This is a genomic window from Vibrio sinaloensis (genome assembly GCF_023195835.1).
Lineage (GTDB): Bacteria > Pseudomonadota > Gammaproteobacteria > Enterobacterales > Vibrionaceae > Vibrio > Vibrio sinaloensis_C.
Genome location: NZ_CP096199.1, coordinates 2,253,078 through 2,269,235 on the forward strand (window position 1 = coordinate 2,253,078; position 16,158 = coordinate 2,269,235).

Sequence of the window (16,158 nt, forward strand, 5' to 3'; positions counted from 1 at the left end):
CTTTGTGGCTGAGATACGTAGGATCTTAATCTGATCTTCGGCTAAATCCGATATGATCAGCGATCTGGCCAATAAAGAATATTTATATCACCACACACCGAAAGCATAAGTTACATATGCTGCATTTGCATTTATAGCAAAATAAAAAACCAATAGGGACATTAAATAATAGAGAATTAAGAATTTAATAAAACGATCGCTTTTGAAATTAATGCAATTACACTAAGGTGTATTTCAACTTAACCGCCCCTAACCACTCTCTTTCAAACGCCCAAATACCGGGGTCTTCGGTAAATTCTGGTTGGCCTCCCCACCCGCCCATGAGCGAGAAACGCTTCAAGATCGCCTTGGTCAACAGCGGTGTCGAGATAACGTCTTGCTGTACTTTTACTGATAGAGAAACGGACGGCGATATCGCTCACACTCAACTCTATGTTGGCATGACTGAACTGCTCGACAATCTGCCTTAAGGTGTACGCATCAGTGCTGCTATTTTTACGCTGAGCATGACCACGCTGAAACAAAGTATCCAGCTCGGTTTGCTGCAAGCTTTGGCCGTGACTCAACGTATGCTGCATCATGCAAAACTTATCCAAGCTGTTGGCCAAACGTTGATAATCAAGTGGTTTGACTAGGTAATCGAACGCCCCATAACGCAGTGCCTTTTGCACAGTTTCAACGTCATTGGCGGCCGTGACCAAGATGATCTCAGGTCGATGGGGCAAACTGTGTAAAAAGGGCAGAAAATCGATTCCGAGTCCATCAGGTAGATAGTTGTCAACAAGCACCACATCATAGTTGATTTGCTCTAGCAGCGGCTTCGCCTGTGCAAGCGAGGCGCACGTATCTTGACGCTGAAAGCGTTTGTCGCGTGCAATAAACTGCCGATGTAGCATTGCGATATCTCTATCATCTTCAATGATAAGTACGTTATGCATGGCTAACCTCTGGAAAGTAGATAGTAAACTGGGTTTCATCTCGATCGCTGTCTAGCTCAATATAGCCTTGCGCCTCTTCAACCACAGATTGCACTAAGTGCATGCCGATTCCCCGTTCATAAAAGTCGCCTTTGGTGGTAAAGCCCAATTGGCATAAACTGTCCAAACTCACCTGGATACTGGGTCCATTATTGGCCACAGCAAGTACTCGCTCGCTGGGAGTTTGGTACATCACCACTCGAATTCGGCCCTGCTCGCGGCCCTCTAACGCCTCAATGCTATTGTTGACTAAGTTAGCCAGCACTGAACTTAAGGCTTGCTCATCCAGCTTCTCTGGCAGAGCTTGCCATCCATGCAGTTCGGTTAAATCGACCTGGATGTTTTTTTCTGCCGCTTTACCGAGGTGGGCTAACAACAACCCAGAAATCAAAGGCAGCGATTGCAATTGAGCGACACTATCCATGTTAGCCTGATTCGCTTGCGACTGGCTCAACAGCATCTCTAACGCTTGATCAACATGTCCTAGTTGCAGCAGCCCAGTGATGGTTGATAGCTTATTTTGATGCTCGTGCCTGGTAACACGGATAGACTCAAGGTAGCTGCTGACCTGACTGATTTTATTTGACAGCAGTTGTAACTCTTTTTGCGCTCTCAGAGTGAAGACGGCGCCTGGTTCCCATTCCGATTCAAGCGGTAGAGTTACCCGTGTCAGGACTAAGTTGCGGCCGTTAATACGCACCAGTTGGTCAATGAAGTCGTCACCTTGCAGTTGGAAGTATTGCGGTTCGGTTAAAAGGCTGGCTATCGGCTGTGGCCAATTGGTATCACGCTCAATACCAAGCAGAGTTTTGGCCGAGTCATTACACAAATAGACCTCCCCCATAGCGTTGATCGCGACTATCCCCTCGTGAGCCGCTTGCAATACTCCAGCGCTAGTTTGTAAGGTCTGCTGCAGTTGCCATGGCTCCAAATGTTGCATCTTGTCACGGATGTATTCTGAAAACCGCCAAGCGACTAAGCCAGACAGCAGTACACTGACAATGGTAAACAGGATCAAAGGCGATAGGGTTTGTTCATTGACCACCGCAATGGATTGCAGCAAGTAGCCGACTTTGACCATGCCAACGATGGTGCCCGTATCGTCAATAAGCGGCGAGATGTAGCGTACCGAAGGCCCTAAAGAGCCAACGCTGTAAGATAGATAAGACTCCCCGGTTGTAAGTGCGTGCTCGATATCTCCGCCAACCACAGGTAAACCGACTCGATCAGCCACTGGATGCGCCAGGCGAATGCCGTGCGCATCGCTGACGGTAATGAAGTCAGCATCGGTAGCACCTTGCAAGCGGTGAATAATATTTCCAACTTGATCACTATCGCGCAACTTAACTGCCGCGATCAACGAAGGGAGCTGTGCTAATTGTTGGGTCTGGACTTGCGCCCGCAAAGCCACTTGTTCATCGAGAACCTGATTGAGTCGCTCAGTAGCCACTAACCACCAACCCATCGAGCCCAAAGTCAATGCACCACATAGCAGTACGGTCAGGTGCATGGTAAAAGAGCGGGGGAAAATTCGCGTTGCCATGATGTGATGATTCCGATTAATTCAGGCTAAGAATACGTGGTTGCTCGCCAAACGTCAGCGCGAATCGCTGCTAAGTTGAACGCGATCGCATCGATGACGTTTATCGGCTTAATTAATTTAATGCCGTTAATCTCAGCTTGCTTGCAGTCAAGATTTGCACTGGTTTGAAGAGTCAACACTCTCGTCAATCTCGACTGTGAGTTTTTGATTTATCACAGGTTTTGAATCGCTAGCACTGGTTAAGTTAGACAAAAATCTAAGGAGGGTTTTATGCTAACTTCAAGTAATATTCGGCTATTCATGCTAGCGATCATCGGGGTGATACTGTGGTTTAGTCCCATTCCACAAGGACTCACCGAACAAGCATGGCAGATGATGACGGTTTTCGTCGTCACGGTTCTTAGTTTGATCATTGCGCCACTCCCCTTAGGGGCTATGGCATTGATCGGATTGACCGCTGCCACACTACTTGGTGTTCTGCCCATCAAGACCGCTCTGACTGGGTTCGCCCATCCGACCATTTGGATGATCGCGGCGGCATTTTTTATTTCTCGCGGCTTTATTAGCACTGGCTTTGGTCGCCGGGTCGGTTATTGGTTTATCGCCAAGCTTGGCAACAGCTCTCTCGGATTGGCTTACGGATTGGTGCTGACCGACTTACTGTTCGCTCCAGCCACACCAAGTACCACCGCGCGCTGTGGCGGGATCATCTCTCCACTGTTTCGCTCGGTTGCCACCGCGTATGACTCGGACCCTGAAAAAGGCACCGAGAACAAAATTGGCGCATTTTTGGTTCAATGTATTTTTCAGTGTAACGCCATTACCTGTGCCATGTTCCTCACCTCAATGGCCGGCAACCCACTGGCAGCGAACTTCGCCAAAGAGCAAGGCGTTGAAATTACTTGGGCAGGCTGGGCATTAGCCGCGATTGTTCCAGGTATCATCTGTTTGTTTTTGATTCCTCTGGTGATGTACTTTGTGTTCCCGCCTGAGTTGAAGAAAACGCCGGAGATGCGACTCATCGCCAAACAGAAATTGGCAGAGATGGGGGCAATGACTCGCAACGAGTGGATGGTAGGCATCACCTTTATCGGTATGGTCAGCCTGTGGGTACTTGGCCCAACATTAGGCATTCACTCAACCGTCACTGCACTCTTGGGCCTGGTGTTTTTGCTGATAACTCGCACCATAACCTGGGATGCAGTGCTACAGGAAAAAGAAGCCTGGCATACCATCACTTGGTTCGCAGTCTTGGTTATGATGGCGGCACAGTTGAACAAACTCGGTTTTATCGCTTGGTTTGGAGACATGATCGCCAACTCACTCTCTGGCTATGGCTGGTTGAGCACCTTGGCGATTTTGTTACTGGTTTACTATTACAGCCACTACTTGATGGCAAGCGCTATGGCTCATATCAGCGCTATGTATTCGGCTTTCCTTGCGATCGCGATTGCCGCAGGTGCGCCTCCGATGTTGGCGGCGATCGTTCTAGGTATGTTCAGCAATCTCTATATGTCGACAACCCACTACTCTTCCGGCCCCGCCCCGATACTATTCGGTGCAGGCTTCCTGAGCCTTCAAAACTGGTGGAAGATAGGTTTTGTTTTCTCGCTCATTGTGATTCCCGTGTTCTTCTTTATTGGCGGAGCCTGGTGGAAGTTACTCGGAATGTGGTAATAGAAAGCCCGCTTCGGCGGGCTTATTTATTGCGGGCGAACTTGAGTCAACATCTCTATATGCTGCTGATCCACTTGGCTAACACTCACTTCAATTGCTGCAAACTCACGCAAACTCTGTGCATGGGTACCCCCACATGGGATCTGTGCAACTGAACCTTCGCCTAAATCACACTGCCAATAGCGTGAGTCGGTCAATTTCTCACCATGACACTGGATATGGATCGGGGCACCCAAACTTAACCAATCCCCAAGCTGGCGATTTACTCGGCTCTCAATGTCACTCAAGTTGGCCAACACATCGCTGCTATTCAAACCGCGCTTGCGCAGGGTTTTGCCTAGGCGGTAGTGGTCAGTACATCTGTCTGGGGTGACAAAACTGGTCACTTGCGCGTAGCTGTTGAAATCATAGTTGCCATGTGGATCTTTACGCTCCGCGTCTTTGCGCCAATATTGTTGCTCAACCAAAACCTTGTTCAGTGCCAAATAGGCTAAGTGGCCGGCACTGTGCCCGCGGCTAAGAGCCTGTTGATGTGCTTTATCTACCTTGAGTTCAACACACTGCGAGGGATGAACATCGTCCACCTCTTTTGCCAAGCAATGGACCACAACAAACACCCAACCTGGCTCATCACGCTTGACTGGAATCGCCTGACCGACATACAGCTCGTTGCTACCCAACTCGACCGCCCCGACTTGGCAATCCAGCACTGGGTGAGCGTTGAGGTAGCCTCGATCTGCCGGGTGATCAGGCCAAATGTGACTCACTGGATGAAAAGGCGTTTGCTCTGTAACGACATAGAGATAATCGCTGCCCAACTCTACACGCTGCACAGGCGATTGAAGTTGCCATGTTGCATGACAAAAGCGAATGGTGGTGGGAGTCATATGATGTTCCTTAAAAAAAACGCCGATATCACATCGGCGTTTTTACTCTATTGTTATTAGGGTTACTTTTTACGATTTTTCATCATTCCCATCAAGCGCTTGCGTTTGCGCTCTTGAGACAAAGTCATCTTATTCGATTTACCCTCAAATGGGTTTTCGCTGTTTTGGAACTGGATTCTAATTGGCGTTCCCATGATTTCTAATGATTTACGGAAGTAGTTCATCAGATAGCGTTTGTACGAATCTGGCAGCTCGTTCACTTGGTTACCATGGATAACCACGATAGGTGGGTTGTAACCACCTGCGTGTGCGTATTTTAGTTTCACACGTCGTCCGCGAACCAAAGGCGGCTGATGGTCTTCCGTCGCCATCTTCATAATACGAGTTAGGACAGAGGTACCGACACGGGTCGTTGCCGACTTGTAAGCCTCTTGCACCGATTCAAACAGGTGACCAACCCCCGTACCATGCAGCGCTGAAATGAAGTGGATACGCGCAAAATCAACAAAGCCTAAACGGCGATCCAGTTCTTTCTTGACGTGCTCTTTGACATCAATATCCAAACCGTCCCATTTGTTTACCGCAATCACGATAGAGCGGCCCGCATTCAAAGCAAAACCAAGCAGACTCAAGTCTTGATCAGAAATATTTTCACGGGCGTCAATCACCAACAGCACTACGTTGGCATCTTCGACTGCTTTTAACGTTTTTACCACGGAGAACTTCTCTACCGTTTCATTAATTCGTTTTCGGCGGCGAACACCTGCAGTGTCAATCAAAACGTATTCACGTCCATCACGTTCCATCGGAATGTAGATAGAATCACGCGTGGTGCCGGGCATGTCATAAACCACAACACGCTCTTCACCTAAGATACGGTTGGTTAGCGTCGATTTACCTACGTTCGGACGCCCAATGATAGCAAGCTTAATCGGTTGATCTTGCAGACGTTTGAATTCGGCTTCCGCCTCTTCTTCGCTGTATTCTAGCTTCTCGTCTTCGGCGTCTTCGAACTCGGTTAAGTCTTCGATTTCACCTTTCGCTTCCTCGGCCATTTTTTCGGCAAAAGGATTAAGCGCACGGTCAATCAAAGCGCCGACGCCACGGCCATGTGCTGCGGCGATCTGATACATATTCTCTACGCCTAACTGCCAAAAATCAGCCGATGCCGCATCTGCATCGATACCATCAACTTTGTTCACCACTAGCATCGAAGGCTTTTCAATTTTGCGTAAATGGTTGGCAATAGCAATATCGGCCGGTGTCAGTCCAGCGCGGCCATCGACCATAAACAGCACCACATCGGCTTCATCAATAGCCGCAAGTGACTGTTCAGCCATTTTGGTTTCGACACCCTCTTCGGTACCGTCAATACCACCGGTGTCGATAACGATAAATTCATGCTCACCAAGCTTCGCTTGACCATACTTACGGTCACGAGTTAAGCCAGGGAAATCCGCAACCAATGCGTCGCGAGTACGAGTCAGTCGGTTAAACAACGTCGATTTACCAACGTTTGGACGCCCGACAAGCGCAACAACAGGTACCATAACAACCTCTACAATATTCTTTCTTTATGTAGTTATAGGTAACCACTCATACAATGCCATTGATGAGCACTTTACCTATAACCACATGTTACTTTGGGGTCTAACACAAACAAACGGCTCCCAACTGTTGCCAGCTAGGAGCCGAATGTGAATTATATCACACGATTACTTGTTGATCGTTAGTTTCTTTACATCGCCATCACGAGTCACCAGCACGTAACCATCTTCGACTGGCGTCGGTCCGACGGCAAAACCACTGGAACTGACTTGCTGCATCGAAACGAAATCACCGCTATCACGCTCTAACCAGTACAAGTAGCCTTCGCTATCGCCAACCACCAAGTACGAATCGATAATCACAGGGGCTGTCACGAGACGGTTTTCTAACTGCTCATTGGTCCATAGCTCAGTACCACTGCGAGCATCTACCGCGATCAAATGATCTTGCTCAGTCACCAAATAGATGCTGCTGGCATCACTGGCCAAATTTGAAGCTGATGAGTAGTTACGTTTCCACGATGCCTCACCAGAACGCAAGTCGATGGCCGTCAACTGACCGTTGTAGCCAACGATATACAGTGAACTACCCAAAATCAGTGGCGAAGCGTCAACGTCGACCAAACGATCGATTTCTGTCGCGCCTTGCGGCTTACCGATCGGTTGTTGCCAAATCAGTTGTCCACGCTCAACAATCGCTGCGGCTAAACGTCCGTTAGCCGTGCCCCAAAACACGCCACCCGAGGCAGTCACTGGCGCGCTGTTACCGCGCAGGGTTAAGTTCGGTACTTCGGTACTGATGGTCCATCTTGTCTCGCCAGTCACTTGATCTAACGCGAGCAAAATACCTTTGTTGGTGTGAACAATCACCAAGTTACTATCCGTTGCTGGCGCAGCAAGAACTTCACCATTGACGTCGACTTGCCAATTGAGCTCACCCGTTTCTTGGTCGAAAGCGAACACACGTCCATTTTCGCTACCAATAAAGAGTTGTCCGTATCCGGCTGTAATACCGCCAGACAAACGGGCAGAGACATCTTCTTCGACATTCGCCTGCCAAATTAGACGCCCGTTTTCAGGGTCGAGCGCTTTCACCATGCCATCGCGGCTAGCAACAAAGACTTTATCGTAGGCATACTCTGCTGATAACTTAGAGTAAAACTGACCGACCCCTTTGCCTATTGAGCTCGTCCACTGAGTGGTGGGGGTAAACGCACTGCTGACCTGAGGCACAGGTGCCATAATCACGGTATCTTCTTCGCCGGCACACCCCGCCAACACACCGACACATATTGCAGTTGCAAGGGCTTTTTTGAGCAAATTCTTCATCCGGAGCCCTTACTTGGCTAAATCATCCAACTTTAGTTGCAGCGTTTGACTGGTAGAATCTAACTGCTGTGCTTCCTCATAGGCGGCGTATGCACCTTGCTCATCACCTTTGCGCAGCAAAATGTCACCTTTGAGCTCTGCCACGCGGCCAGCCCAAGTCTGGTCATTAATATTTGCCAGTTGCGCAATCGCAGCATCAAACTCGCCTTGCTCCGCTTTGATACGCGCTAAACGGTAGTCAATCACAACCGACAACGCAGGATCTTGAGTTGAGCTTTTCGCCCATTCGAGTTGCGCTACAGCTTCATCTAAGTTGCCTGCTTCTACCTGCACTTTGGCTAACTGAAGCGCGGCTAAGGTGGCATATTCCGTCTCTTTATTCGCATCAATGAAAGCTTGAACGCCCGACTCGGCACCCGCTCCTTGCTGAGCAAGCTGCTGAACCGCTTGGGTATAACTTTCAGAGGCAGCTTCTTGAGCGGCAGTTACTGAGTCTTGGTAGTAACGCCAACCGAATAGACCACCTAGACCCAAAACGGCACCAAAGATCACGGCTTTACCGTTCTCTTTCCACCAATCTTTGATCGCTTCTACTTGTTGTTCTTCAGTATCGTAGAGTTCCACTTCCTGTCCTCTTAAGCCTAGTGGTGAACTTCATCACCACTGAGATATTTGATAATTAATTAAACCAGCTGTGAGAGCTTTGTAATTACGTCGCTGTGACTGAGCGTATCTTGGCTACCACCAATGAGATCTTTTACCACCACAGTGCCATCAGCCACTTCGTTCTCACCCAATACTAGCGCTACCGCAGCGCCGACTTTGTCTGCACGTTTAAATTGCTTCTTGAAGTTACCACCACCAAAGTGGCTCATCACGCGCAGTCCAGGGACTTGTTCACGCAGTGATTCAGCCAGTTTCAGCCCGGCCATCATAGTGCCTTCACCTGCGGTGACCACATACACATCAACACTGCGACGCACGTCTGTGAGCTCTAGCGTTTCCAGCATCAAAACCAGACGCTCTAAGCCCATAGCAAAACCGACTGCTGGGGTCGCTTTACCGCCAAGCTGCTCAACCAAACCGTCATAGCGACCACCGCCACAAACCGTTCCTTGAGCGCCTAAGCTCTCGGTGATCCACTCAAATACCGTGCGGTTGTAGTAATCCAAGCCACGCACCAAACGCTGGTTAACTGTGTATTCGATACCCGCTGCATCAAGAAGTTCACACAGGCCACTAAAATGTTGCTTTGACTCTTCGCCTAGGTAGTCAGACAGACGTGGTGCGTCACCAAGAATAGCTTGAATGTCTGGATTTTTGGTATCCAGTACGCGCAACGGGTTAGTGTGCATACGACGCTTAGAGTCATCGTCGAGAATGTCGACATGTTTTTCTAAGAACGCAACCAGAGCGGTACGATAGTCAGCTCGGTCTTCGACAGAACCAATGGAATTAAGCTCTAAACGAACGTGCTTATCGATACCCAGTTCACGCCATAGACGCGCTGTCATCATGATAAGCTCTGCGTCAACGTCAGGGCCATTAAGACCAAACACCTCGACACCACATTGGTGGAACTGACGGTAACGACCTTTTTGTGGACGCTCATGGCGGAACATCGGCCCCATGTACCAAACACGCTGTTCGTCACGGTTGATAAGGCTGTTTTGAATACATGAACGTACACAGCCTGCGGTACCTTCAGGACGCAAGGTTAAGCTGTCGCCATTGCGATCATCGAAAGTGTACATCTCTTTTGAAACCACATCCGTCTCTTCACCAACAGCACGACTGAACAAATTGGTTTCTTCAACAATCGGCATGCGCACTTCACTGTAACCGTATGCGCTGATCACGTTTTTCACTGTGTTCTCTAGTTTCTGCCACAGTGGAGATTGGGTTGGGAGACAATCGTTCATGCCTCGAATTGCTTGTATTGTTTTTGCCACAATATTTACCGTAATGTTAATTACTTACCGTAATCTTGGTTTGAGATTAATCTTGTACTTTGATGTTGATGCGGTTCTGCTCATCCATCAGCGCTGCTTTAGCTCGAATCTTGGCTTCTAGCTGAGCGACGAGATCATTGTTATCGAAACGCTCTTTTTGACGTTTGCCGTCTTCGTAGAAAGCACTTTTCTTATTGCTACCCGCTAAACCTAGATGAGAGACTTCCGCTTCACCGGGGCCATTGACCACACAACCGATGATCGACACATCCATAGGCGTAATAATATCTTCGAGGCGCTCTTCCAATGCGTTGACTGTGCCTATTACATCAAATTCCTGACGAGAGCAGCTTGGACAAGCAATAAAGTTGATACCGCGTGAACGGATACGCAAAGACTTCAAGATGTCGAAACCGACTTTGATCTCTTCAACAGGGTTGGCTGCGAGTGAAATACGAAGCGTGTCGCCAATCCCTTCTGCGAGAAGCATACCTAGGCCAACCGATGATTTCACTGCGCCTGCGCGCGCGCCACCTGCCTCAGTAATTCCTAAATGCAATGGCTGATCGATCTTTTTGGCAAGCAGGCGGTATGAATCGACCGCAAGGAAGACATCCGAAGCTTTCACGCTCACTTTAAATTGATCGAAGTTGAGGCGGTCGAGAATATCGACATGTCGCATCGCCGACTCAACCAAAGCTTCAGGTGTTGGCTCACCATATTTCATCTGGATATCTTTCTCCAGAGAGCCACCATTCACGCCAATCCGAATCGGAATGTTCTTGTCCCGAGCACAATCAACAACAGCACGAATACGTTGTTCGTTTCCGATATTGCCAGGGTTGATGCGCAAACAATCGACGCCATACTCGGCGACTTTAAGCGCGATGCGATAGTCAAAATGAATATCCGCGACCAGCGGAATGTTCACTTGCTGTTTAATCTGTTTGAATGCTTCCGCCGCATCCATGGTCGGTACAGAGACACGTACGATATCTGCACCCACATTTTCCAGGGATTTAATCTGCGCAACAGTCGCCGCAACGTCTGTTGTGCGTGTGTTGGTCATTGACTGCACCGCGATAGGGGCGCCGTCACCAATGGGAACATCGCCCACGTAGATACGAGTCGATGGGCGACGTTTGATCGGAGATTCGTGTTGCATAGTAATGTCTAAGGTAAGTTGAATCTTGCTACTTTGCCCGAAGTATACCCAGAAAGGTCAACAGGTTCACTCGCTAATGTCATTGAAACGTTTTCGGGCGCTCCTAAAATGACGCTGTACGGCAGTTCGCCTTGTAAGTTGAGCTCTTGGCCAGGCTTTTTAACTCCAGTCGATAAGGTTTTGCCATCCGCGTCTTTGACTTGGATCCAGCAGTCATCGCTGAAGGTCATTTGCAGTAAATTTGCCGCTACTGCCACTTGCTCTGTTGCTTGAGGTTCAATCGTCTCTTCCACTACCGGTGGCTCGATGACCTCTGCTGGTTGCTCAGCAGCCGTTTCATCAATGATAGTGGTTTCTGTGGCAGAAGGTTCTTCGTCTTGAACAACTGGCTCAGCGAGCGCTTCCTCAACTGGCGCGCTTGGTTGCTCCTCCACCACATCTGCCTCACTCTCGGCTAATGTAGTAAAGTTGAGCTCAGGTTGCGCTGCTTGCTCTAGCTGCTGCTCTTGTTCACTGACCGTGGTCAAGTCAACCATCGCAGAGTCCTGGTTTTGCCACCACCACACTGAAGAAATACCTAGAATGACGGCAAAAATCCCCCAAGTTAGAGTCATGATGCGGCTATCATGCTTCTCACGTTTGGTTTTGCGCGAAAAGCTTTTCATCTGTTGTTCTTGAGGTTTGGTTTCCTCACAACCCGCGAGTGCAGAAAGCACCGTGGCTTCATCTAGATTAACCGCCTTAGCATACGAGCGCAGATAGCCACGGGTAAACGTTGCTACCTGATCGAGCGCGAAATCGTTATTTTCGATACTTTCAATGATTGAAAGACGCAGGCGCAGGCGGTCTGCAATCTGCTTTTGTGTAAGGCCTAAAGCCTCACGTTTCTGTTTGAGGAGAGTGCCGGCTTGTGGTTGTTCTACGGTGTCTTCGCTAGATTGTAGTTGTTGTTCAGCTGTCATGACTATAGTAAATCTCTTGTTCTATGGCTCTGGTTAACTTAAGGCTTAATTATTGTTTGTTGGTGTTTGCCGAATAACCAAAGTCGAAAAAATCGAGGAAAACTCCTCATACGATGCGAAATTAACGCTCCACTCAAATACAGAGAAATTTCTCTAAAGCGTTAACCTTTCATTCTAATAGATATCATAGATGAAACAACATAGCGGAAGTGGATAATTTACAGTCAGCTCAAGGTTTTTCACTATTTTGACAGAGAGATCGCGACAAGATGTAACAAAAAAGCCAGAGCTAGGCTCTGGCTTGGGCAGAAATCGAATAAAGCTTATGAAACCGCTTTAACTTCAATCGTCTCGCCTTTCGCAGCTCGAATCATTGCGGTGCGCTTAGTACGGTCGATGACGTCACCAACTAACTGTCCACAAGCTGCATCAATGTCATCACCACGCGTTTTGCGGATAGTGACTGTGTGTTCGTACTGCATCAAGGTTTTCTGGAAACGGTCAATGCGAGAGTTACTCGGTTTTTTATAAGGCGAACCCGGGTAAGGGTTGAATGGAATCAAGTTAATCTTACACGGCGTGTCTTTCATCAGCTCTGCCAGTTCGCGAGCGTGCTCCATATCATCATTAACATGGTCAAGTAACACATACTCAACCGTCACTTTGCCGCGGTTTGCGTTTGATGATGCGATGTAACGACGCACCGAGGCCAAAAAGTCTTGGATATCCCAACGGTCATTGATAGGCATGATTTCGCTGCGCAACTTGTCATTCGGTGCGTGCAGAGAAATCGCCAGCGCCACGTCAATCTTGCCGGTCATTTGATCCAAACCTGAAACAACACCAGAGGTAGACACAGTCACACGACGTTTAGACAAACCAAAGCCAAGATCATCGAGCATGATTTCTAGTGCTGGAATCAGGTTTTTCATATTCAACAGTGGCTCGCCCATGCCCATCATCACCACATTGGTGATCGGACGACGACCGGTCTCTTTTTCCAGACCAATTTCACGTGCTGCACGCCAAACTTGTCCGATAATTTCAGAGACTTTCAAGTTACGGTTAAAGCCCTGTTGCGCGGTAGAACAGAATTTACACTCTAGCGCACATCCCACTTGAGAAGATACACACAACGTGGCGCGATCGTCTTCCGGGATATAAACCGTTTCAACATCTTGGTCACCCACCTTCATCGCCCACTTAATGGTACCGTCTGATGAGTGCTGAGCTTCAGCAACTGTCGGTGCTTTAATCTCACAACGATGCTGCAACTTCTCGCGCAGCTTCTTGTTAATGTTGGTCATGTTATCGAAGTTATCGACACCGAAATGGTAGATCCACTTCATTACCTGGTCGGCACGGAATGCCTTTTCGCCGAGCTCCTCAGCAAAAAATTGACGCATACCTTGGCGATCAAAGTCGAGTAGATTGATTTTTTCAGTGGTCATGTGGCCTCTCAAACGACGGAACATTAATTAAGGGCGCGAATTGTACAGCCTTTATGCAGGGACAACAAGCGTTGTAAAGCCCTGTATTTGTTAAGGCGTTAATATCGCAGTGATTATTTTTTATACAGCAGAACAGGCCCGCGGATCACGTGGTACAGAGCGTTAAACCGACGCGCTTGCTGCGCGTTTAATTTGCTCGACAATCGCTTTTAATCCATTGCCACGTGACGGACTCAAATGCGCTATCAGGCCAAGCTGCGCGAAGTATTCGTCCACATCAAAGGCTTGGATTTGCTCGCCAGTTTTGCCATCAAACGCCGCCATCACTAAAGCAATAAGCCCACGCACAATACGTGCGTCTGAGTCCGCGCAAAAGTACCAAGCGTCACCCACTTGTTGACTGACCAACCATACCTGGCTCTCACAGCCAGAGACCGTCACCTGCTGCGACTTTAGCGACTCAGGCATCAGTGGCAGCTTTTTCCCCCACTGAATCACTTGACGATAACGATCTTCCCAGCCACGCAGCGCTTGCATAGTTTGCACTATCTGGTCTGCATCTATCTCCTGGCCAAACGGCGATTGAGGAAATGGCGACATGTTACTCTCCCACTAGTTGCGATGCTTCTGAATCAGTTTTTCAACAATGCGCGATACTGCGACGAAACCAAAAGTTGCGGTGACCACAGTCGCGGCGCCAAAGCCACTGGCACAATCCATGCGTTTCGGGCCTTCCGCGGTCGACTTCACCCCGCACACGCTTCCGTCAGGCTGAGGATATTTGAGTTGCTCAGTCGAAAACACACAATCGATGCCGAACTTGCGCGCCGGATTCATAGGAAAATTATGATGGCGGCGCAAGGTATCTTTGATTTTCTTCGCCAGTGGATCTTGAATCGTTTTCGTCAGATCCGCCACTTTAATCTGAGTTGGGTCCACTTGTCCGCCCGCCCCACCCGTGGTGATCACTTTAATCTTGTTACTACGACAATAGGCCAGCAACGCCGCTTTTGCTTTGACGCTATCAATCGCATCGAGCACATAGTCGAACCGTTTGGATAGGTACTGATGCTGATTGTCTGGGGTAATAAAGTCGTCGATAAGGTTTACTTTGCACTCAGGGTTGATCAATTTTACCCGCTCAGCCATCACCTCGATTTTGCTTTGGCCAACGGTGCCAGACATCGCATGAATCTGACGGTTGATGTTGGTGACACACACATCATCCATATCAATCAAGGTCAGTTCACCCACGCCGGTACGAGCCAAGGCTTCGACCGCCCATGAACCGACCCCACCAATACCGATCACGCACACGTGCGCCGCACGCAGAATTTCAACTTCACTGTGACCATAAAGGCGACGCGTACCGCCAAATCGTTGGTTGTAGTTATCAGAAGCAGGAGTGTCTAATTCGCGCATATCGATTTTCCGCTGGGTGTAAAAACAAAGAGTGCGATTTATACGCACTCTTGATAAAAATGTCTAGGCTATTGCAACTTCTCGGGAGGGAGTGCCCAAGGAGCTTGAGTCGGGCTGTTTTCTAGCCCAAGCTTCCAGACTCGGCCAAAGTGTTTATAGTGACCAGCTTCTGTGCCAGCACGTGGCCCCATACCATGATAGAGGTCAAGATGGTTCTGTTTCACCGCACCGCCAGTGTCTAACACGATAAGCAGACGCAATTGATGTGCTCCACTCCAAGTCCCGTCTGGGTTTAATAGTGGCACTTCCGCTAATATCGGGGTTCCCATCGGAAAAATTGAGCGATCGCCGGCTACCGAAGCCATGGCCAATAGCGGTATACCGGCAGACCCGGTCACGGGCGCATCCGCTCGGGGTTCAAAAAACACAAACGATGGATTTTGTTCCAGCAGCTCCTGCACCGTTGCCTCGTCATTGGCGAGCACCCACTCTTTGATCGCCTTCATCGACATTTTTTCGCGCGGGACTAAGTCGCGCTCTATTAATACTCGGCCAATACTGACATAGGCCTTGTTGTTCTTACCGCCATAGGCGAAGTACTCGAGCGTGTCGTCATCTTCAAAATGCACAAAGCCGCTGCCCTGCACTTCCATTAAAAACGGATCGATTCGGCTCTGTGCATAACCAAGCTCTAAACCGAGCCCATCCAGTGCACCAGCATAAATCTGGGCGCGAGTCGGACAATCCATTTCACAGTCAGGTTTAGCGTAGACCGGATACTTGAACTTTTCGTTGGGCTCATGGCGAAGTTCCATTACCGGCGAAAAGTAGCCAGTAAACAAAACATTACCTTGCTGGTCTCCGCCCCCTAGCTGCGCGGCTTGGATGCCATAGGCGGATAACTCAGTCGGCTCACCGCTTTGCAATACCCATTCGTTGAGCTTTTCGTAGAGCGGTTGGTAGATTTTCGCCATCGAGGGTGAGTTGATCACGACTTGCTCTGCTTGGCGATGAAATTCAGTAAAATCTCTTGGTTTGTCAGACTCGACAAGTGATGATTTATTCAGTATCGATGTGAATTCTTGGCCACTATATTGTTGGGCACGGTCGGTAGGTTGCGCACAACCAAACAGCACAGAAGCGGCAACAAGCGGAAGATATTTTTTAAACACGGGATGAGATCCTTGTTGAGCAATGCATTGAGGATGACAAACTTGTCCTTGATTCGCAATAAATCAGTGGTTAA

The 16,158-nt window shown here is 48.8% G+C and carries 14 protein-coding genes; 1 reads left to right on the plus strand and 13 read right to left on the minus strand.

Annotation, left to right across the window (positions count from 1 at the left end; all coding sequences use genetic code 11):
- Nucleotides 1–263: 263 nt before the first annotated feature.
- Both MTO69_RS10220 and MTO69_RS10225 read right to left on the minus strand, forming a co-directional pair.
- Complete coding sequence (locus MTO69_RS10220; protein ID WP_248328927.1) at nt 264–938, minus strand: response regulator; 675 nt, start codon at nt 936–938, stop codon at nt 264–266.
- Nucleotides 931–2,520, minus strand: a complete 1,590-nt coding sequence (locus MTO69_RS10225; RefSeq protein ID WP_248328928.1) for an ATP-binding protein — start codon at nt 2,518–2,520, stop codon at nt 931–933. The genes MTO69_RS10220 and MTO69_RS10225 overlap by 8 nt, the downstream gene beginning before the upstream one ends.
- Before the next feature lie 270 nt (nt 2,521–2,790).
- On the opposite strand from MTO69_RS10225, the gene MTO69_RS10230 reads away from it, so the two are divergent.
- On the plus strand, nt 2,791–4,197 hold the full coding sequence (locus MTO69_RS10230; protein WP_248328930.1) for a DASS family sodium-coupled anion symporter: 1,407 nt from the start codon (nt 2,791–2,793) through the stop codon (nt 4,195–4,197).
- Nucleotides 4,198–4,223: 26 nt separating this feature from the next.
- Here the strand turns inward: MTO69_RS10230 and MTO69_RS10235 are convergent, their stop codons facing one another.
- The 11 genes from MTO69_RS10235 to mltA all read right to left on the minus strand — a co-directional run bounded on the left by MTO69_RS10235 (nt 4,224) and on the right by mltA (nt 16,084).
- Nucleotides 4,224–5,084: an alanyl-tRNA editing protein gene (locus tag MTO69_RS10235; RefSeq protein WP_248328932.1), complete on the minus strand. Its 861-nt coding sequence runs from the start codon at nt 5,082–5,084 to the stop codon at nt 4,224–4,226.
- Nucleotides 5,085–5,146: 62 nt separating this feature from the next.
- Nucleotides 5,147–6,634 (minus strand): ribosome biogenesis GTPase Der, encoded by a 1,488-nt coding sequence (gene der / locus MTO69_RS10240; protein ID WP_248328934.1) that lies wholly within the window; start codon nt 6,632–6,634, stop codon nt 5,147–5,149.
- A gap of 165 nt (nt 6,635–6,799) precedes the next feature.
- A complete protein-coding gene (gene bamB / locus MTO69_RS10245; RefSeq protein WP_248328936.1) occupies nt 6,800–7,960 on the minus strand; it encodes an outer membrane protein assembly factor BamB in 1,161 nt (386 codons plus the stop codon).
- A 9-nt stretch (nt 7,961–7,969) separates the two neighbouring features.
- Nucleotides 7,970–8,584, minus strand: a complete 615-nt coding sequence (locus MTO69_RS10250; protein WP_248328938.1) for a YfgM family protein — start codon at nt 8,582–8,584, stop codon at nt 7,970–7,972.
- Between the two features lie 59 nt (nt 8,585–8,643).
- Entirely contained in the window at nt 8,644–9,912 is a 1,269-nt protein-coding gene (hisS, locus tag MTO69_RS10255) for a histidine--tRNA ligase (RefSeq protein ID WP_248328940.1), read from the minus strand.
- Nucleotides 9,913–9,958: 46 nt separating this feature from the next.
- Nucleotides 9,959–11,077 carry a flavodoxin-dependent (E)-4-hydroxy-3-methylbut-2-enyl-diphosphate synthase gene (gene ispG / locus MTO69_RS10260; RefSeq protein WP_248328942.1) on the minus strand — a complete coding sequence of 373 codons (1,119 nt, stop codon included), beginning with the start codon at nt 11,075–11,077 and terminating at the stop codon, nt 9,959–9,961.
- Nucleotides 11,078–11,085: 8 nt separating this feature from the next.
- A complete protein-coding gene (rodZ, locus tag MTO69_RS10265) occupies nt 11,086–12,039 on the minus strand; it encodes a cytoskeleton protein RodZ (protein ID WP_248328944.1) in 954 nt (317 codons plus the stop codon).
- 323 nt (nt 12,040–12,362) lie between these two features.
- On the minus strand, nt 12,363–13,490 hold the full coding sequence (locus MTO69_RS10270) for a bifunctional tRNA (adenosine(37)-C2)-methyltransferase TrmG/ribosomal RNA large subunit methyltransferase RlmN (protein ID WP_248328946.1): 1,128 nt from the start codon (nt 13,488–13,490) through the stop codon (nt 12,363–12,365).
- Between the two features lie 162 nt (nt 13,491–13,652).
- Entirely contained in the window at nt 13,653–14,090 is a 438-nt protein-coding gene (csdE, locus tag MTO69_RS10275) for a cysteine desulfurase sulfur acceptor subunit CsdE (RefSeq protein WP_248328948.1), read from the minus strand.
- Nucleotides 14,091–14,102: 12 nt separating this feature from the next.
- Nucleotides 14,103–14,912 (minus strand): tRNA cyclic N6-threonylcarbamoyladenosine(37) synthase TcdA, encoded by an 810-nt coding sequence (gene tcdA, locus MTO69_RS10280; protein WP_248328949.1) that lies wholly within the window; start codon nt 14,910–14,912, stop codon nt 14,103–14,105.
- Between the two features lie 68 nt (nt 14,913–14,980).
- The gene (mltA, locus tag MTO69_RS10285) at nt 14,981–16,084 is read right to left on the minus strand and encodes a murein transglycosylase A (RefSeq protein WP_248328951.1); all 1,104 of its coding nucleotides are present in this window, start codon (nt 16,082–16,084) and stop codon (nt 14,981–14,983) included.
- Nucleotides 16,085–16,158 lie beyond the last annotated feature (74 nt).